At 46.7% G+C, this 19,702-nt stretch carries 19 protein-coding genes; 16 read left to right on the plus strand and 3 right to left on the minus strand.

The features are described from left to right. Positions 1–9 precede the first annotated feature (9 nt). From hsdR to Q9312_RS10300, 6 genes are read left to right on the plus strand one after another with little or no spacing between them, the layout of a single operon-like run. Complete coding sequence (gene hsdR / locus Q9312_RS10275) at positions 10–2,397, plus strand: EcoAI/FtnUII family type I restriction enzme subunit R (RefSeq protein ID WP_309200751.1); 2,388 nt, start codon at positions 10–12, stop codon at positions 2,395–2,397. 34 nt (positions 2,398–2,431) lie between these two features. Continuing rightward, on the plus strand, positions 2,432–3,856 hold the full coding sequence (locus Q9312_RS10280; protein ID WP_309200752.1) for a class I SAM-dependent DNA methyltransferase: 1,425 nt from the start codon (positions 2,432–2,434) through the stop codon (positions 3,854–3,856). Then, positions 3,856–5,235: a restriction endonuclease subunit S gene (locus Q9312_RS10285; protein WP_309200753.1), complete on the plus strand. Its 1,380-nt coding sequence runs from the start codon at positions 3,856–3,858 to the stop codon at positions 5,233–5,235. Before Q9312_RS10280 ends, Q9312_RS10285 begins: the two co-directional genes overlap by 1 nt. Further along, the gene (locus Q9312_RS10290; RefSeq protein WP_309200754.1) at positions 5,228–5,794 is read left to right on the plus strand and encodes a KwaA family protein; all 567 of its coding nucleotides are present in this window, start codon (positions 5,228–5,230) and stop codon (positions 5,792–5,794) included. Before Q9312_RS10285 ends, Q9312_RS10290 begins: the two co-directional genes overlap by 8 nt. After that, the gene (locus tag Q9312_RS10295) at positions 5,787–6,689 is read left to right on the plus strand and encodes a Kiwa anti-phage protein KwaB-like domain-containing protein (RefSeq protein ID WP_309200755.1); all 903 of its coding nucleotides are present in this window, start codon (positions 5,787–5,789) and stop codon (positions 6,687–6,689) included. Before Q9312_RS10290 ends, Q9312_RS10295 begins: the two co-directional genes overlap by 8 nt. Before the next feature lie 55 nt (positions 6,690–6,744). Beyond that, positions 6,745–9,948: an RNA-dependent RNA polymerase family protein gene (locus Q9312_RS10300; RefSeq protein ID WP_309200756.1), complete on the plus strand. Its 3,204-nt coding sequence runs from the start codon at positions 6,745–6,747 to the stop codon at positions 9,946–9,948. Positions 9,949–9,952: 4 nt separating this feature from the next. Here the strand turns inward: Q9312_RS10300 and Q9312_RS10305 are convergent, their stop codons facing one another. Further along, complete coding sequence (locus tag Q9312_RS10305) at positions 9,953–10,996, minus strand: hypothetical protein (protein WP_309200757.1); 1,044 nt, start codon at positions 10,994–10,996, stop codon at positions 9,953–9,955. A gap of 105 nt (positions 10,997–11,101) precedes the next feature. Between Q9312_RS10305 and Q9312_RS10310 the strand changes: the two genes are divergently transcribed. The 8 genes from Q9312_RS10310 (at position 11,102) to Q9312_RS10345 (ending at position 14,757) form a co-directional block, all read left to right on the plus strand. Then, positions 11,102–11,308 carry a helix-turn-helix transcriptional regulator gene (locus Q9312_RS10310; protein WP_309200758.1) on the plus strand — a complete coding sequence of 69 codons (207 nt, stop codon included), beginning with the start codon at positions 11,102–11,104 and terminating at the stop codon, positions 11,306–11,308. Beyond that, positions 11,305–12,141 (plus strand): helicase RepA family protein, encoded by an 837-nt coding sequence (locus Q9312_RS10315; RefSeq protein WP_309200759.1) that lies wholly within the window; start codon positions 11,305–11,307, stop codon positions 12,139–12,141. Before Q9312_RS10310 ends, Q9312_RS10315 begins: the two co-directional genes overlap by 4 nt. After that, positions 12,128–13,075 (plus strand): replication protein C, IncQ-type, encoded by a 948-nt coding sequence (repC, locus tag Q9312_RS10320; protein WP_309200760.1) that lies wholly within the window; start codon positions 12,128–12,130, stop codon positions 13,073–13,075. Before Q9312_RS10315 ends, repC begins: the two co-directional genes overlap by 14 nt. Before the next feature lie 133 nt (positions 13,076–13,208). Then, entirely contained in the window at positions 13,209–13,553 is a 345-nt protein-coding gene (locus Q9312_RS10325) for a winged helix-turn-helix domain-containing protein (RefSeq protein ID WP_309200761.1), read from the plus strand. A gap of 53 nt (positions 13,554–13,606) precedes the next feature. Beyond that, entirely contained in the window at positions 13,607–13,786 is a 180-nt protein-coding gene (locus tag Q9312_RS10330; RefSeq protein WP_309200762.1) for a DUF7706 family protein, read from the plus strand. 20 nt (positions 13,787–13,806) lie between these two features. Next, positions 13,807–14,088 (plus strand): hypothetical protein, encoded by a 282-nt coding sequence (locus Q9312_RS10335; RefSeq protein WP_309200763.1) that lies wholly within the window; start codon positions 13,807–13,809, stop codon positions 14,086–14,088. Then, a complete protein-coding gene (locus Q9312_RS10340; RefSeq protein WP_309200764.1) occupies positions 14,085–14,375 on the plus strand; it encodes a hypothetical protein in 291 nt (96 codons plus the stop codon). Before Q9312_RS10335 ends, Q9312_RS10340 begins: the two co-directional genes overlap by 4 nt. Beyond that, on the plus strand, positions 14,368–14,757 hold the full coding sequence (locus Q9312_RS10345) for a hypothetical protein (protein WP_309200765.1): 390 nt from the start codon (positions 14,368–14,370) through the stop codon (positions 14,755–14,757). The genes Q9312_RS10340 and Q9312_RS10345 overlap by 8 nt, the downstream gene beginning before the upstream one ends. On the opposite strand, the gene Q9312_RS10350 is transcribed toward Q9312_RS10345, so the two are convergent. Both Q9312_RS10350 and Q9312_RS10355 read right to left on the minus strand, forming a co-directional pair. Next, a complete protein-coding gene (locus Q9312_RS10350) occupies positions 14,758–17,079 on the minus strand; it encodes a DotA/TraY family protein (RefSeq protein WP_309200766.1) in 2,322 nt (773 codons plus the stop codon). Then, complete coding sequence (locus tag Q9312_RS10355) at positions 17,027–17,413, minus strand: hypothetical protein (RefSeq protein WP_309200767.1); 387 nt, start codon at positions 17,411–17,413, stop codon at positions 17,027–17,029. The genes Q9312_RS10350 and Q9312_RS10355 overlap by 53 nt, the downstream gene beginning before the upstream one ends. A gap of 354 nt (positions 17,414–17,767) precedes the next feature. Here Q9312_RS10355 and Q9312_RS10360 point away from each other — a divergent pair, with 354 nt between their 5' ends. Then, positions 17,768–19,207 carry a MobA/MobL family protein gene (locus Q9312_RS10360; RefSeq protein ID WP_309200768.1) on the plus strand — a complete coding sequence of 480 codons (1,440 nt, stop codon included), beginning with the start codon at positions 17,768–17,770 and terminating at the stop codon, positions 19,205–19,207. A gap of 17 nt (positions 19,208–19,224) precedes the next feature. Next, a complete protein-coding gene (locus tag Q9312_RS10365; RefSeq protein ID WP_309200769.1) occupies positions 19,225–19,701 on the plus strand; it encodes a hypothetical protein in 477 nt (158 codons plus the stop codon). Position 19,702 lies beyond the last annotated feature (1 nt).

Here is a 19,702-nt window from a genome sequence, read left to right on the forward strand (position 1 = left end):
GGAGTGAGCATGACTAATAAAAAGAACTTATCCGAGCGAGATATCTGCACAAAATTCATCACTCCCGCGTTAGAAAAATCTGGTTGGGATCTGCAAAAGCAAGTGCGCGAAGAGGTCGGCTTTACCGATGGCCGTATCTATGTGAAAGGCAATCTGACGACCCGTGGCAAGCGCAAGCGGGCGGATTACATTCTTTACTACAAGCCGAATATTCCGGTCGCCATCATCGAGGCCAAGGATAATAAGCACTCGGTCATGGCAGGCATTCAGCAAGGGCTGGAATATGCCAGCATTCTAGATATCCCCACGGTATTCAGCAGTAACGGCGACGGCTTTTTTGAGCACGACCGTACCGCCGCCAGTGGTAACATTGAGCGTGAAATCCAACTGCACGAATTTCCCACCCCGGAACAGCTTTGGGAACGCTATAAACGCTACAAAGGCATTACCACGCCGGAAGCCGAGCGCATCAGCGCCCAGGACTATTTCTTTGACGGCACCAGTCGTAGCCCTCGTTATTACCAGCAAATTGCCATTAACCGAACGGTAGAAGCCATTGCCAGTGGCCAGCAACGCATTTTACTGACAATGGCTACCGGCACCGGTAAAACCTACACCGCTTTTCAAATCATTCACCGCTTGTGGAAGGCCGGTGCCAAAAAACGAATCCTGTTTTTGGCTGATCGCAACGCCCTTATCGATCAAACCAGGCGTGGAGATTTTCGTCATTTCAAAGACAAAATGACGGTGATAAAACATAAGAAAATCGATAAGTCCTATGAAATTTATTTGGCGCTGTACCAAGGATTGACCAATTATGACGAAGACAAAGATGCCTACCGTGAGTTCAGTCGGGATTTTTTTGATCTGATCGTCATCGATGAGTGCCATCGAGGCAGCGCATCGGAAGATAGTGCTTGGCGCGAAATTTTGGATTATTTTGGATCTGCGACTCATGTGGGTTTAACAGCAACACCTAAAGAAACCGAAACCGTTTCCAGTACCGAATATTTTGGCGATCCGATTTACACCTACTCACTCAAGCAAGGTATACAAGACGGATTCCTAGCCCCCTATAAAGTGCTGCGTGTCGGCCTTAATGTCGATCTGGAAGGATGGCGGCCAGAGGCGGGAAAAACCGACAAAAATGGCCAGCAAGTGGATGACCGAATCTACAACCGCAGAGATTACGACAAGAACCTGGTAATCGACGAACGCACAGAAGCAGTAGCCAACAAAATCACCGAATACCTGAAAAAAACCAACCGTTTTGACAAAGCGATTGTGTTCTGCGTAGACATAGACCATGCCCAGCGAATGCGCTCTTCACTCGCCAATGCAAACACCGATCTGATGGCACAAAACCCCAAGTACATCATGCAAATCACTGGCGATAATGACGAAGGTAAACGCGAGTTAGATAACTTCATTAATCCAGAAGAAATCTATCCAGTGATTGCTACTACTTCCAAACTGATGACCACAGGCGTTGATGCGCAAACCTGCAAATTGATTGTACTCGACAGTAACATTGGTTCCATGACTGAATTTAAACAGATCATTGGCCGTGGCACACGCATCAACGAAGAGTTCGGCAAAACCTTTTTTACCATTCTCGATTTTCGCAATGTCACCGACTTGTTTGCTGACCCGGATTTCGACGGCGACCCAGTGCGGGTTAAAGTGCTTGGTGAAGACGAAGAATTTGAAACGCCAGAAGAAGAACTAGAAGAAGAAAGCACTATCGCAGGCGATGAAGGCGAAGAAATCATCTTCGAGCCACCCCAGGAAACACCGCCCATTATTGATGGCGGCGAAATCATCAGCGAACCACGCCCCAAGTATTACGTGAATGGCGTCAATGTCGCCGTGCTAAATGAGCGTATTCAGTACATGGATGGCGACGGCAAGCTGATCACTGGAAGCCTGAAAGATTACACCCGACAAAAAGTACGCGAGCAATATCAAACGCTGAACGACTTCCTGAATAAATGGCACAGCACCGATAAAAAGCAGGCCATTATCGACGAGCTAACCGAGCAAGGAATTGTACTTGAGAACTTGAAGGAAGCGATTGGCAAGGAGATGGACATCTTCGACATGATCTGCCACACCGCATTCGATCAGCCGCCGTTAACTCGTGCCGAACGCGCAAAGCAAGTGAAAAAACGTGATGTTTTTACTCAGTATGGTGAACAAGCACGGAAGGTGCTCGAAGCCCTTCTGGATAAATATGCCGACGAAGGCATTGAAAATATTGAAGACATCAAGGTGCTTAAGGTCAACCCCTTCGACCAGTTCGGCACCCCGACTGAAATCATCAAGTTATTCGGCGGAAAGTCTCAATATTTGCAGGCGTTAACCCAATTAGAAAAAGCCTTATATCAAGCGGCTTGAAGCTTTAAAAATTTAAAAAGAGAGAATTAATTTAATGGCAAATGTATCAGGCATCGTAAAATCCGCCCGCAATATCATGCGGCAAGACACAGGCACCGGCAGTGATGAGCTACGCATTCTGCAATTGGGCTGGATGCTGTTCCTGAAAATATTCAGCGACAAAGACAAAGAGCTGGAACTGATGGACGACAACTACACCTCGCCCATCCCCGCTGAATTGCACTGGGATGAATGGGCCGGTGACGACGAAGGTATGACCGGCGATGAACTATTACTGTTTGTGGATCGCAAGTTATTCCCGACTTTGTCCGAGATAGACCTGTCTACAGCCAAGCGTCGTGCCGTATTGGTACATGAAGTGTTCGCCAATAACTACAATTACATGAAATCCGGCATTCACCTGCGCCAGGTGATTAACAAGCTTAACGAGATTGATTTCAATAACAGTAAAGACCTTCACTTATTCGGGCAGATCTACGAAACTTTTTTGAGTGAGCTGCAAAGTGCCGGTACCTTGGGTGAGTTCTATACCCCGCGAGCCATTACCCAGTTTATGACTGAGATGGTCAACCCTGCACACGGTGAAACCGTGCTTGATCCCGCTTGCGGCACCGGCGGCTTCTTAACGGCGGTGATCGAACACCTAAAAGCCACGGCCAGTAATGTGGCTGAACGTGAAGCCATTGGCCACAATGTGCGTGGCTGGGAATACAAACCACTGCCCTATATGCTGGCGAATACTAATCTAGTGTTGCATGACATTACCACGCCCGATATCCAGTTTGGCGACTCCCTGCAACGGCCCTTGAGCGAATACACACGTAAAGATCGAGTGGATGTGATCGTCGCCAACCCACCTTTTGGCGGCGTGGTTTCCAATAATAACGAGAACAACTTTCCGCAAACCTACCGCACTAAGGAATCGGCAGACCTGTTTTTGATATTGATGATCCACCTGCTAAAAGAGGGTGGCCGCGCCGCAATCGTATTGCCCGACGGATCACTTACTGGCGATGGTGTGAAGCAACGTGTTCGTCAAAAACTTCTAGAAGACTGCAACCTGCACACCATCGTGCGCCTGCCCAATTCGGTGTTCCAGCCCTATGCCTCAGTGGCGACAAACCTGCTGTTCTTTACCAAGGGCAAGCCAACGCAAAGCATATGGTATTACGAACAAAAACTACCAGAAGGCTACAAGGCTTATTCTAAAACCAAGCCCATCCAGTTGGCTGAGTTCGATACGCTAAAAAATTGGTGGGAGAGTCGCGAAGCCACCGAGCAGGCCTGGCAAGTTGATATCGATTCCATCAGAGCCAACAGTTACAACCTTGACATCAAAAACCCGCACCGTGCCGAGGAAGAAAAGCAGCACAGTAGCACCGAATTGCTGGATCTGTTGCATCAATCTTTTGCCAAGGGTGATCAACTGCTGGAACAACTGCGTAGGGAGTTGGTGTAGTGGCAATTTGGAAGAGAGTAAAAGTTGGCGACTTTCTATTTGAGCGCGAAGGGCGCTATAAGCCTGATGCACAAGAAATCGAGGGGTTACAACGAATCGACAAGATCGACTTTTCAGGCAATTTTCACATTGCAAATAAGCCCAGTAAAACCGACATGATATTAATTAAATCCGGCGATCTCGTTATATCCGGCATCAACGTTGCCAAGGGTGCGTTAGGCGTTTATCACGGACAGAATGATGTTACGGCTACAATTCACTATTCGTCGTACACCTTCGATGAAAGCAAAGTCAGTGTTGAGTATTTCAAGCGGTTCCTAAAATCTCCGCTGTTTATCCAATTACTTAAAGAACAGGTAAAAGGCGGTATTAAAACAGAGATAAAACCAAAGCATCTTTTACCGCTTGAAATATTGATGCCGGAAAAGGAAGAGCAATTAACTATCCTCAAACAATTTCAATGCATCGAGAATGAAGATTCTGAACTTAAATCCGAACTCACTCATCAACAAAGCCTCCTGAAGAAGCTGCGTCAGCAGATATTACAGGAAGCCATCGAAGGGAAACTCACGGCAAACTGGCGAGCGAAAAATCCCGACGCAGAGCCAGCCCGCGAACTGCTGAAACGAATTTTTGACGAAAAAGAAAAATTGTTCAACGCTAATCAAATAAAAGCACAAAAACGACTACCGCCAATTAGCGAAGAAGAAAAGCCTTTTGAGCTTCCGCATGGGTGGGAGTGGTGTCAACTAAATGATGTTATCTACGAAAACCCTAGAAATGGATACTCGCCAAAAACGGTAGATTTTCCAACACAAACAAAGACATTAAAATTAGGAGCTACTACAACCGGAAAATTTATTGACTCAGAAATAAAATATATCAATGAAGAAATCCCGAAAGATTCATTTTTGTGGCTCAAGGATAGAGATATTTTAATTCAAAGAGGAAACTCCATGGATTTTGTTGGTGTTTCAGCGATTTACCATGGTGAAGAATCCAGCTTTATTTATCCAGATTTAATGATGAAGTTAAAACCGGTCTCCTCAATTTCGGAAGTTTATTTGCACCATGTGCTTATGAGCATCTATTGTCGTGAGTATTTTCGCAAGAATGCTACTGGTGCTCAGAAGAGTATGCCAAAAATAAATCAAGCAACTGTATCTGGTGCAAAGATTCCATTATGTAGCAAGGCAGAGCAGGACGTTATTGTGGGTAAAGTTAAAAACCTGTTAGCGCTTTGCGATCAACTAGAAAATCAGATTCGCCAAAATCAGAGCCATGCCGAGCAATTTATGCAGGCGGTGTTAAAAGAAGCTTTCAGCCAAAGAACCGAGACACCACCGGCCAGCGAACTGAAGAAGGCAGCCCATGCTTAACAAGGCTGCCAAACTCGCACTGGTGGCCACCTCGCTGGCACCGATTTTCCTCACCCTCTGGTTTGTTGAGCTGAGCGGCGTTTGGGAAGCGGCATTGCCCTGGTCACACAATCTCACTAATCACTGGCAGACAGGCAGCGTCTATCTACTTACTGCATTGATACTGAGCGGCCTGTGTTTTGCGCTGGTATGGCTTTCAGCCTCGCGCCACGGGCTGGAGCGCCTGCCGGTGAGAATCAAGGCGGTAAAAACAGTGGATAAGGAGATTGTCGGCTTTCTGTTGGTCTACTTGCTACCGCTGATCAACCAGAGCCAAAGCACCATCAGCGTACCGGTGCTAGTGTTTATCGCGGTGATTTTCTTTTTTATCGTCTACAACTCCCATGCCTACCACTTCAACCCTTTGTTGGGGTTTTTCGGTTACCACTTTTATGAGGTAACTATCGAGGGCGATATCACTTATGTGCTGATCACTCGCCAGAATATTACCGACTGCAAGAATGTTTCGCAGGTGGTGCAATTGACTGAATACATGATCCTGGATGCCAACCATGCCTGATAACAATAATAACCAAGCCGCCAACCTGTTCGCCTTAGTCGATGATACCAATACCCCAGTGCGACGCATCCCGCTGACTAATACACTCAGCACCGAACTTGCAAAACTGTTCGAGGAACAACAACAGAGCCTGCTAAGTGACAAACAGGCCATTGAATTTACCGGTAGCTACAACGTCGATGGCGGTGAGATTTTCACTATTACCAACTACCCGCTACCCGAAGCGATCAGCCAGGCGCTCGGAAATCCGCTAACTTGTCAAATGCTCAACCTCAATACAGAAACTCACAGGATAAAGTCGCTATTCAGCGGCCAATGGAATGCTGCCAATCAAGTCGTGGACTTTCAGGTTTTCGACACAGGAAAACTGCTCAGCCGTGGCTTCACCCTAATCGGTTCTGGAGACACCTACAAAAAATTGGAAGAGCCTGGCTTGATCTTACAAGATAAGCTCACGGCTCATTACAACAATGGCACTTTGCATTTCACTTCTTATCACAACACCAAGCGATTTCTAGACTTGGCTGAGTATTATCGTGAAGCCACCGATACCGACCTCGACGCTTTCGCCGACACCGAACTATTTGCCTTTGAGGACGAGGCCAGCTTTAAAGGCCATGCCGATTCCATCATTCGCAAGAAAATCGCCTTGCTGCAAAAAAATGAGGTGTTAAAAGACATTACAGTCGCCGATATACAAACTGTTGCCAACAACTTTAACGCAGAGCTGCCAGAAGAACACCACATCAGCATAACCATCACTGACGACGGCAAACTACTGATACCTGACGATAAGAAACAACTAAAAGAGCTAATCCGGTTTTTAGATGAAGACTATGTCACGGCACCATTGACGAAGCGAAAGTGCCTGACAAATTCAAAAAAATACCTTTGATATTAAAGCGTTGGACACCAACTCTGTGCAAGTTTTAAATTAGGGAAAATCACATATGTCGTATGAAGCAACATTTGAAGGGTGGGATTTGCTAACCATAGAAGATCTGCTCATAGCCTATCGCAAGGCCAAGGCAGACTGCTTCTTTGAAAACACTTTCCCGACCGCCATTAAATTTGCGGAATATGAGCAGGACTTACTGGTCAACTTAAAGAAATTGCTAAAGTGCTTGAAGAGTGACTCGGGCTTTGAATCCAATGATGACTTGCTGGGCGATTATCGCCTGCTTCCGAAGAAGCTCTCTACAGAAAAGAATGCTGACAGCGCAGATAATGGCCACGTACACTTTTCCAGACCCGAACGAGCGGTTGAGAGCTTATTCAAAAACTACAGCATCACGCCAGAATTCAGAATTGTTGGCGACTTCCCGATAGATAGCCATGTGATATCCGCCCTTTGGATCAACATGGTTGGCCACAAATTAGATGCGAAGCTTGATAAATGTTGTTACGGTGCAAGACTAAAGCGAATTAGAAATGACGAGCTTTTCAGTGCTGAAGATGAAAAGCCATTTCATATCAGCTCCATTGGATCATTCGTTCCCTATTTCCAGCCGTACCAAAAGTGGCGCAATGATGGCCTAAAATCCATACGTGATGAATTGGATAAAGACCGCGATATTATTGCCGTCTCATTGGACCTCAAAAGTTATTATCATTTCATTGATCCAACCGCTTTGAATGGCGAAGCCCTACTGAAATCACTTGAGTTGGAACTCGACGAAACTGAAATTGAATTCACAACTCAACTCGCCCGTTTCCTTAATAAATGGGCTGAAGGCGCTTCTGAGTTCGGCAAAGCCGTTGGAGGAAAGAAAGCCAATATCAGTGGTGGCCTGGTTATTGGCTTGACATGTAGTCGAATCGTTTCCAATGCCTTACTCCATAAGTGGGATAGGCTGGTTCTTGAAAACCTCTCACCCATTCATTACGGCCGCTACGTCGATGATATGTTCCTCGTGCTACGCGACACGGGCACCATCACCAGTAGCTTTGACCTAATGCAAATGCTTCAAGCGCGAATGGGCAAAGACTGTGTTTCACAGAACTCCAAAAATGAAAAGGTTTGGGAGATCAATCAGGGAGCTGATATTCAGGGCGATACCAAAATATCGCTACAGTCTGACAAACAGAAGTTGTTTGTATTGCAAGGGCGAGCTGGTCTGGACCTTCTGGATAGCATTGAGAAGGAAATCTACGAACTCTCCAGCGAGCATCGCCTCATGCCATCGCCGGACCAATTAGAGCATTCAACGGCTGCGAAGGTGCTCTCTGCTGCCGGTAGCGTGGGAGAAAGTGCAGACACATTAAGAAGAGCCGATGGCCTGACCATTCGCCGTTTAGGTTGGTCACTTCAACTCCGTCACGTAGAAACACTCGCTAGAGATTTACCACCCAATCAATGGAAAGAACAGCGCGAGGAGTTTTATCAATTTGCGCACAACCATATATTGCGGGCAGATAATCTGTTTGCGCACTTTAACTACCTTCCACGACTGCTGGGTTTTGCGATCAGCATGAACGAATGGGAACAAGCTGAGCGAATCGCGGTGAAGTCCTACCAGGCCATTGATACTTTGGCCTCTGAAGTTGGCAAGGGAAAAAAGGTTAAAATTAACGGGTGTGACGCTAAAGTTCTGAAAGACCTTTGGGGCTATATCAAGGGAACACTGACTTGGTTATTTATTGACGCTGCGACTCGATACTACGATCCGAACAAACTATTTCTGGGTGAGCGTTCAACGAAGAAGAAGCGGCTAGCCGATCTGTTTCTCAATCAAATCGTTGCAAATCTGACCGACTTTGAGGCGTTGCTTGACCTTCGCTTTGACGTGGCAGACTTCGAGACCAAAGCTCCGCTTGTCGCATTGGCTGATCTTGCAAAAGAAGCATACAAATACATAGTTAGCAGCCACTCTGCTGAGAAATTGGTTGGCAAACGTGACACTAAGAAGGAGAAGCAGATACTGAAGCTGCTTGGCAGTTCTGGACTGCTCGACATAGATACATTTGAACAGTTTATCAACTCTACCCGTAACACAAGACTGGGTAAGGTAGTCAAGGGACCTCGAAAGAATGACAGTTACCTACCATATCTCTTTCCCACCCGACCGTTGTCGCCGGCTGAAATATCAGAGTTAGCGCCAGAGTGCGTGGGCTTACCTTCGGCATCTGGGAAGGCTCCGATTTATGGACCAGCAGTAACTTGGGCAAAATACACACAAGTGTTACGTGGGGTTTGGATAAAGCCTACACTGCTCGCTACTGCACAAGATGCCAATGACAAGCCATCGGGAAAAAGAAAGAAATACCTGAATATCGGCACCGACAACAAAGACAAGGTAGTTGTAGCTTTGACTAATCTTCGCACCGAAGACAGCGACTGGGCAGCTACTGCGTGTGATAAACCAAATTTAAGTCGCAAGCGTTATCAAAAGATATCAAATCTGGTTAACGATACCCTGAAACTCAGCCCAAGACCGGATTATGTCCTCTTCCCAGAGCTCTCCATTCCTCTGCGATGGCTCAACAGTATCGCAGCCAGACTGAGTGCTGCGGGTGTTAGTCTAATAGCAGGAACCGAGTATCGGCATAGTGATGGCAACAAAATTCTTAGTGAGGCTGCACTAGTTCTTGCAGATAATCGCCTCGGTTACCCGACTTTTGTAAAGATCTGGCAGCCTAAGCTTGAGCCTGCTGTTGGCGAGGACAAGGACCTCACTGTGAAATACGGCAAGGAGTGGGATAAATCCAAAAAAGCGCTTAAACCGATCTATATTCATAACGGTGTAAATTTTGGTGTCATGGTTTGTTCGGAACTCCAAAACAGCAAAGCGAGAATTCGTTTTCAGGGTGCCGTTGATGCCCTTATGGTTCTGAGTTGGAACAGGGATCTGGATACTTTTGCCTCTTTAATCGAATCAGCTGCATTGGACGTTCACGCTTATACCATCTTGGTTAATAATCGAAAATACGGGGATAGCCGAGTCCGCTCACCAGCAAAAGAATCTTTCCTTCGAGATATCGCCCGCTTAAGGGGTGGTGACAATGACTTCGTTGTGGCAGCCACGTTGGATATTGCAGCACTGCGAGCTTTCCAAAGCCGAGCAAAACGCTGGCCTGAAGAAGGTGATAAATTCAAGCCAGTGCCTGAAGGTTTTAAACTACTGGGTGACCGAAAAAAGCTACCACCCAAATAGCACTCTATACACACCACCATTGCGAAATGTCGGCACTACGATCCGGATTTACCGGATCGATCAACGCCGCAAATTCAGTGGAAAATAAGCCCGATTTCTCTATGAAACCCTGGAACAATTCAATCAATCCACCAAGTCTTGCTATCAATTCATCGGCTTCAACCGAAAACTCCGGAAAACGGTTATAGAATACCTCCCTCACCAGTTCAGCTCCTTTCGCACTAACGTCGGTTTCAGCCAGAAAAAGCCGATGAACGAGCCGGTATAAATCGACCACTAGGCCGCCCGTTTGGAGTTCTGAAGGGTTCCGGTGAAGCATCACAATATAGGCAGCTATTACGCCGCTGATAACATCCAATAGTAGCGCTTGTGCGAGACCATACGGCAGATGCGTTTGATTGTTGGGTTTAACCAAGTACATCAATGACGCACAAAGAGGGCTGACCGAATCATAGGGATTGATTCGTTCTGCAATGAATGGATAAGCCACAGGCCGCTTTTTCGACCACTCTACATAACGGCTGGATTTGCGATTTACTGATGAAGCCAGTGACTTGCTACCTCGGTAGGAAGTGAACTTTGGCCTCTCCAGGTTCGGAATTCTTGGAATGAGGGCACATACAGCGGAGCTAACCGCGCCTAAAATTTCGTCAGCCTCTTTCAGCACTTCCGAACAATTTGGCTGATTGTTACGGCTTATCAAATCCAATGCGCACAGAAACGTTTGTTCTGGAGAATCGACTCCACGACTTCGCCATTTCCCCGTTAAGTCCTCCCCAAATAGACCACCCATCAAATCTGTCGTGGTACTACTGGGCAAAGCTTTACCCTTTCGCCAATTAAAAAACGGATTACGTGGGACATCAAATCGTTTTTTAGCGTCTTTGAAAGTGGATGTGTATTTATTTATATGGTCGTGACGGTTGTATTTTCCTTCAGATAAAGGCGGTCGCGCCTCCAGACACTTCCGCTCGAACTCCCTGGCCAGAATCCGGGCGCGTAGCGGATTGGCGGGAAATTCAGATACTCCTTTGCCCTGGGCTCTCATTAAAAGTACTCTTTTAACTATATTAAAAGGTATTTTAGCAGTGCCCTGCGATAAAACAAATCATTAATCATCATATCTCGTAATCAGTCTTCACGCGGGGTAACGATGAATACTCAAACAAACACCGAACGATATTTAACTTACGAGCAGGCGGCATCCTTGCTTTGTATGTCAACTGGCGGCCTCAGAAACCGAATGTGTCGGGGCGAACCTATGCCGCCATCCGTCAAGATTGGTCGTCGCAGACTGTTTCCTGAATCAGCTCTCCATACCTGGCTTGCGGAAAGACGGGAAAGCGGGGAGGAAATATGAACCATTCCGACTACATCAATATCCGTCACGCTTTTGAGGTAGAGCCCCCTCAACTCGACTACGTAATGCCCAACATGGTCGCAGGAACGGTGGGGTCGCTGGTTTCACCAGGAGGTGCAGGGAAATCCATGCTGGCCCTGCAATTGGCCGCACAAGTTGCTGGCGGTACTGATTTGCTGGACATCGGTGAAATCACTACTGGCAATGTTGCATATCTCCCCGCAGAAGATCCGCCAATAGCAATCCATCATCGTCTCCACGCATTAGGCAAACACATGTCTGCAGAGCTGCAACAGATCGTGGCAGATAGATTGTTGATTCGCCCCTGGATCGGCCATTGCCTCGACATAATGAGCAAAGGACTCCTGGATCAACTACAGCAACTTGCAGAAGGTCGTCGCCTGATGGTGCTGGATACGCTTCGGCGATTCCATATCGAGGAAGAGAATTCCAGCGGCCCTATGAGTCAAGTGATCAGCCGCATGGAATATATCGCGGCTCAAACCGGTTGCTCCGTGGTATTTCTCCATCACACCAATAAAAGCGTTGCCATATCTGGCACTGGTGACCAGCAACAGGCCAGCAGAGGGTCGAGCGTGTTGGTTGATAACATTCGTTGGCAATCCTATCTCACCTGCATGAGTCAGGCAGAAGCCGAAAATTACGGGGTTGACCAGTCACAGCGTGGCTACTTCGTGCGGTTTGGGGTGAGCAAAGCCAACTACGGCGCACCGTTTAAAGAACGTTGGTTTCGTCGAAATGAAGGCGGTGTACTAACACCCGCAGTACTGGAGCCTAGCAAAAACAGAGGGGCTCGCCGTGACGAAATTTGATCTTACACACGCACGGCACGACCCCGCGCATTGCTTAGCCCCAGGTCTGTTCCGTAGCCTAAAAAAGTGCGGCGGACGAAAAAACGGCAAGCTGGACGTTATCTATGAGTTTGGCAAAGGTCAGCGAATTGAATTTAGTGGCCCTGAACCTTTGGGGGTTGATGATCTCCGAGTTCTGCAAGGCTTGGTGGCGATGGCTGGCCCAGCGGGCTTGGTTCTTTCCCCTGAGCCCGTAACTGACACCGGATTGCAACTACGTTTGTTGATGGAACCCAAATGGGAAGCCATGCAGCAAAATGCAATGGTAGTTAAAGGGAGCTACCGATCCCTTGCCAGGGAAATTGGCAAAGCCAACATTGACGACACTTTATCAATACGCGACTGCATAGAACGCCTTTGGAAGGTTTCTATTATCGCTCTTTCTGATGGTAAGCGCCGAGGTTTCAGACTGCTTGCCGAATACGCCAGCGATGATACGGCAGGCAAATTGTTTGTTGCGCTGAATCCTATGATCGCACAAGCAATTATGGGTGGAAACCAGCATGTGCGCATCAACATGTGGGAAGTGCGCTCACTAAAAAGTGATGCGGCCAGGCTCATGCATCAACGCCTTTGCGGCTGGATTGATCCAGGGAAAACACGACGCGTGGAGCTTGACACGCTTTGCTCCTATATTTGGCCCGATATGGCAAGCGCATCAACAATGCGGAAACGCCGTCAACGTGCCAAAGCTAGCCTAGCTGAACTGATGGCGATTCAGTGGACGGTAACCGAATACGCAAAGGGCAAATTCTTAATCACCCGACCAACCCACGATAACGGTCACGCCTCCCACGATATCAGTCACGAATCCCCCCGAAAACGGTCACGCACAGGTAACGTCAACCTCACGGATGACAAAGGCTTGGGAGCAGTTGAAGGATGCCATCCATGATTATCCAAGATAATCCACTAGGCGCAGCAAACTGCCGTGTCCTCGTTTGCCTTACCCAAAAAGGAAACGTTTTTGAAAAAAAAAAATTAAGTGGGAATAGTCCCGCACCCAGTCACTCAAAAGGGAAAATGTTATGACTAAAGACAATATGAAACCCTCAAATGAAAAGGAAATTCCAGCCCGCAGTTTTACAAGAGTCCTATCCCTGGTGATTGCTCTTGAAAAGATCGAAAGGCCAGACTTGAAAAAGCTGATGGACGATACAGGCATACCAGAACGCTCAATTCATGCAATGTTTGGCCGCCTGCATCGCGAATATTTTATGGTAATTGAAAGGGTCGATGGTCGCCGCCACGGTTTTTACAAAGTAGCCAACTGGGGGATGCTCAATAGAGAAAGAATTTTAGATCTGGCTCAGACCGAAACCGCCGAAGCGCCACTTGAAGACGAACCAGAGCTGGATTTCCAGCCAATTTGACGCACCTAAAAATCCCAGTACGTTCAAGAGTCAAACAATAAATGGAGGTCGATATGGTTATTCAACTTGAGCTAACAAATACCGAGGCAATGGCTCTGGCGCAGTTTCTAAAGCGAGCCTGCTTTTCAGATTACCGAAGCAATGCTGTCGATGAAGAAGAGGCATATCAGATCAGAGATGCAGCTTCACACCTACAGGATGCACTGGCTTTAAAGGGCTTTGCGCCCCGCTAATTTCAATGGAGATTTACTATATGACAGTTTATTCAGTACAGCGTTGTAACACCCAAGACGAGCAAATCATTCTCGATGTAGATCATTGGTTGATTCGAATATATGGTCGTCAAACATCCTTAAGCGCGCCACTTCATCACGCAGAACTAACGCACGCTGAAATATGTGATTATGAAGGAGGTTTATTAAGCATCAGTTCAGGCGGTTGTTGTACAAATGTCACATTAACGTTAGCGGAATTTATACAAGTATTTCATTATTTCGGACTGATTAAAGAATTCATAGTGGAGCAAAGCGCATGAGCATTTCAAATCGATATAGCTATGCTCTTTTCTGTGAAAGACTCGATCGCCAGGGAGTATCCAGAAAAGCCGAATACTTGGACAATTTTAAGAAATCTGTGGTTGTTCACGCGTTGCAAAACTGCGCTTTTATTACATTGCTACTTTTACTTTGTGCGGTTTTTATTCCTGAGATCAATAACATCAGCTTCCCAGGGGGGCTATTTCTGATGTTTATTTTTGGGCACACTGCGTGGATTTCTCGGTCATGGGCGGAAAAATTAAAGAAGGAAAGATTTCATGAGTGATCTACTGATGAACCAACGTGAAACCCTTAAATGGGCTGAACGACTTGCCAGTGATGACTGGGGCAGCCAAGTCTGGGAGTCTCTTGGGCTTGGCGTAGGCTGCGGCCTATTGTGGTTGTTTGGGCTGTTCGTTCTAATGACATGCCTCGTGCCACCCATGCGCCGCAAGGTTCATGCTTGGACAAACATCTACTTGCCATGGAATAGTTGTGTTGGCATTTTTCTATTACAAGGAATCGCCGGGATAATGGGGCATCCAGCGCTTTTTTCTGTAGGGGTGTTAGCTTATTGGATCAACAGCGCGATTCCAGTATGGCTACTGGAACCTATCGCTGAGTTTTCTAACCGGTTAACTGTCATTGGCTGGTTAACCTGGGCATGATCATTTTGGACTTAACATCTTACTCATTTTTGACATGCCCGCTTTAGCCGCTCCGGCAGCATTTTTTAATCCGCCTCCAGCAGCGTCAAACATGTTTTTCGCTCCGCTACGAGTCTTATCACGCATAGAGTGACCAGCACCGCTCACGACTTTTGCAGCGCCGCCAACAAATATGGATCGCCCTTGCTGTTCTTGGCTGGCTTCGCCCAGATTCTCTTGACCACCGCCTATATAGCGCAAGACTTTATCAGGGATCTCATGAATAAGGCCAAACGACCGGTGCGCAATCTGCATGAGGACTGTTGTAAAAATGGCCAGCATGGCAAAAAGCGTGACCACTCCACTTAATGAATCTGCAAGCATTCCAGACATCGCCGGTAAAAAGATGAGCATCAGTACCTTGGCCATTACAATAACCAGCAACATGCCTGCAATGAATCCAAAGATCGCTAGGGTTGGCCTCAGAAAAAGACTCAGGGCAACCATGTAACCTGCTTTGGCCCTTTCGCCAACAAACCCATTACCTTCCGGAAAAACATGACTGGCAGCCCAAACCGGAGCCGCTATCACTGCCTCAATAAGTAATACAAACCACCCTGCTACCCCCATGATCCAAAGAATCATCGGTGTTGCTGGAATATAGAATGCGAGCATTAAAGCAATGGGGATCAATAGCATTCCCGCGCCGACGAGAGACCAAAGGGTCTTATTAGTAATTCTGCAGAGTGAACTGGTCACAGGCCGAGCTGCGCCGCCTATCAAACCGCCCACAGCCTCACTCGTATCGTCAGCCACACAGGCCGCCAGATCAGTTAAAAATGCCCCTGCTAATGCGACTTCAAATGAGCCGATGATCATGTGACCAACATTAGCCATACCGGTAATCGGGTCAGGTTCGGACAGCGCGAAGTTGAGAACGCTCTCGGTGCGATTCATAACGAAATTCAGGCTATCATTATTTTCAGCATAGCTGGATCGTTCCATCGCGTTAACAGTGGCACCGTTGCTGTTTGTGACAAGCATATTTTGTCGGTAGCCACTCAAAGCATCGATAAACATTGAATAATCATCATGCTCAATAGCATCTGACGTTGGGCCTGCCAACTCGGCTTTTACCGAGGTCATTTTTTGTGTTTCAGCGTTGATACGCTGAAAATCCCAATACCAAGCACCAACTGTTATCCAGCCAGCATCTCGTGCACCGACTGTAGTACCCGCGACATCAGGATTGCCGTTTGCCCACTTATTGATTCGCAGAGTCGCAATTTCTGACATTGCCTCATTGACGGCTTTTTCATACTCAAACTTAAATTGTTTAACTGCGTCGTTATACGCGAGCGGGTCAGGATCAGGGGCAGAGTCATCAACGGCTTTTTGCACTATTTGACGAGCCAGAGGGTCAAGATCCGCATCAAGATCGGCATAGATACCGACGACCTTGGTTTGAAAATTTACCACTGCTGAGTCAATAGCGGTGCCTTCGTCGATTTCAGCAAATTCTAACTTGACCGAACCGCAGGGATTTGAACCATAGTAGCGAGGTACTCCGGCTGAAAAATCCGACAGCCAGGCTGCAGTATATGCGCCTGCCGCACTGACAAGGTTGTAATAACTATTGTACCTCTGCATCACGATATGCTGAGGGGCAATTTCAATCGACGATGCCACACCAGGTGTACGCAAATCGGTCGATGATACACCTTCAACAATTTCAATGGGTTCATCCACGACATTAACGTGTCTGTCCGCGGTGTTGATGCCGTGCATACATACACGCGAATTGAGCACCTGCATCGCGGTACTTTCATAATTCACACTGATTTGCGCAGGGTATAAAGTACCCGTTCCAGACATATGATCGAGCGCGGCATTCCAGGTAGTATTCGCCAGCCCAATTCCGTGACCCGCTAACCATAAAACGCCAATTTGCATTACCGAGTATCCGCCTGCAAACGGCATCACGAATGACAAGGCAATTACCACTCTAATTGGCACCCACATACTATTGTAAAGTTTGCCAAGTGGTACGCCTTCGTGAGCCGAGTTCAGGAGGCCCGTTAGAAAAATGTAACTAACAATCAGCCCGGTAAATACAAGCATTCCAGTATTCAAAATCAGAGACATTGCACCCAAAATTGAATCTGGACTGGAAGGGCCAGTTCCACCGGTAATAATATCAACCGTACTGCCGAAAATATAACGTAAGTACTCTACGCTTTTGTCGTCAGCGGCAACGTCTGTTATTGATGTTGTTTGAGCGAAAACCCCATCACTCAGGAGTAGCGGGAGAAGTACATACGCTAGCGTTTTCAATATCTTCATTTTCTATAATCTCCCAGCTACGTGAAGCCAAAAATTTTCGGTCGGTTTGTCGAGTTGCGTGTCGGTTAAGTAATTCAGTCAGACCAGCCTTGAAGCGTTCATTGATTTCTGCTTCTGCCCAAATACAAGATCCAATAATCATTAGTTCTCTATTTCTGTTTTTACGACTTTGTGCTTTTTGTTGATGTAAAAAATCGGAGAGTTGTGCAGTCAATTGATCGTGCTTTTTAAGTTGCTCAGCAACTTTAGAATCAATCGATGCTAACGCCCGCAATTTTTTATCGTCGCTTGGTTTGAGTCTCGCCATCGGTATTCCTCCAAATATTTCATCCACTTAATTCTTTCAGTGAAGGCAAAAGATCGAAAGGAAAAAGTGTACTTTTCGGAACTTTTTTGCTGATTGGGTAGTTGACATACCTTAGTCTTAATTGCAGGCGACATCAGTTAAAAGCTATTGCGCAGTTCAAGTGCATGTAGGGGCGCACGTTAGCGAGTATTGCACGTTGGTTAGGGATGGCACGGACTAAGGCCCTCTGCCGATGAAGAGCGCAATTACGAGAAGTGTTCCACTTCTCCTTGCGGCAGGGGAATCCCCTGCACCCCAAAAACACAAAACTGAAAATCAACTGATGTCGATTTTTTATAAAAACATTTAAGCCTAATTGACTGATGGGAGGTGGTTTATTCGATGGCAATTTTCTATCTAAAAACCATTCCTGTGTCGCGCTCAAAAGGCCAATCTGCAACGGCAGGATCTGCCTACAGGGCAGGTGAAAAGATCACAGATCAACGCACAGGTCAGGTGCACGATTACACCAATAAAAGCGGCATTGTAGAAACAATGCTGTTTAACAATTTCGATTTAACCAGAGAAGAACTTTGGAACATGAGTGAGCTATCAAACACTAGAAAAAACTCTCGTGTAGCTCGTGAATTTCAAGTCGCCTTACCACACGAATTGGGGCGTGAAAACCATAAAAAAATACTCGAACAATACGCAAATATGCTTGTACGCCGGTACGGCGTTGCTGTTGACATAGCAATACATTCTCCTGGCAGGGAAGGTGATCACAGGAACGTTCACGCTCACATTTATTGCACGACCAAGGTAATGCAAAACGGCCAACTTAAAACCAAATCCTTACTTGAGTTAAGTGATACAGATTTAAGGAAAATGGGGCATATGGTGGGAAAGAAACAAGTTAAGTTCTGCAGGGCCTATTGGCAACGCTGCGTTAACTCTGAATTTAGAAAATTAGGAATGAGTGAGCGCATTTATCACCGCTCAAATGAAGACAGGAAATTGTCTCGCATTCCACAGGTTCACGTCGGGCCTCACGGTACATTATTGGCCAGACGAGGAAAGGGCCACTTATCAGATGAGTGGCAAATTAACCAAGCGATTATCGCTTACAACAACGTCATCTCGATTGATGACGCGAGGAAAAATACGATGCAAAACACACCAACACAAGCAACAAAAAATACGGCGCAAACAACTAAGGCTGCTGCACAAATTAGCGGTCTAGCGGCCTCACTCGACGCAGCAGAAGAGGCCCGGATTCTGGCCCATAAAAGTGCTGACTTTCAGCAAAAGCAAAAGGCCACTGATGTTGATAGTGCACGCTGGAAACCTGCAAACATAGACCCTCAAAAGGGCGCTGTAATTGACATGTTTCAGCAAGATAGCCAAGGCGTATATCGCTGGACAAAAGGCAAGAGTGAGGGTCAAGAGGCTTTCCGAGATACAGGGAAATCAATCCATAGCCAGACAATCAACTCATGGGCATTAGCGGCAGAATTAGAATTGGCTAAACAGAAAAAAGATGCTGGAGAATGGAAAGAAATCCGAGCGTTTGGATCGGAGGAATACCGCCGTGCAGTATGGATACAGGGTCAGACTATGGGCATTCAAGTAGAAGGTTACAAACCGACTACGCAAGAGTTGGCCAAGTATGCCCTACAGCCATCACAAGGACTGGCAGGCGATCAAAAATCTATTCCGAAAAACACTTTTTCGGCAGAGGCGAAATTCCAGAACAAATTCGATAACCAGGAGCCAGAACAAACAAACAGCAGTATGGCTGAGGCAAATACTCAACGACATTCTCGTTCACCAAAAGTTTAAAATCGGAGCACACCATTATGAGCAGAGATCAAATTGATGAAGTTAAAAATCGAGTAATGCAATTACAGGAAAAGCTTGGCTGTAAAATCCAGGCGTCCATTTATAGTGGGGCAAATTATGACGATGATTTTAAGGCACTGGCTCATTCAAGCCGAATGTCTGTCATCGCCTTTCAGAAGGACGCTGAAGTTAAAGACGCCTATGGTGGAATCCCCGAAGATTTATACGCAGTTCGCATAGCGGCTGAGGACATTGGCGAAATTCCCTTTCCGTTGTTATGTGAGGCTGTCTATGAGCTTGGTAACGGTGAGAATAGCAAACCAGCCTTTAGCGATCACACTCTGGCAATGGCCTCGCTGGTAACGGCAGTTACAAGCAGTCTTGACCCTGACCAACTCTATAATTTCCTAGTGGCCGCTAAGGAGCAAGACAAAATTACTGATGACCAGTTCCTATTGGCAACCAAGCACTTTTTAACTACCGAGGAGGAGTAAT

Source organism: Pleionea litopenaei (genome assembly GCF_031198435.1).
GTDB lineage: Bacteria > Pseudomonadota > Gammaproteobacteria > Enterobacterales > Kangiellaceae > Pleionea > Pleionea litopenaei.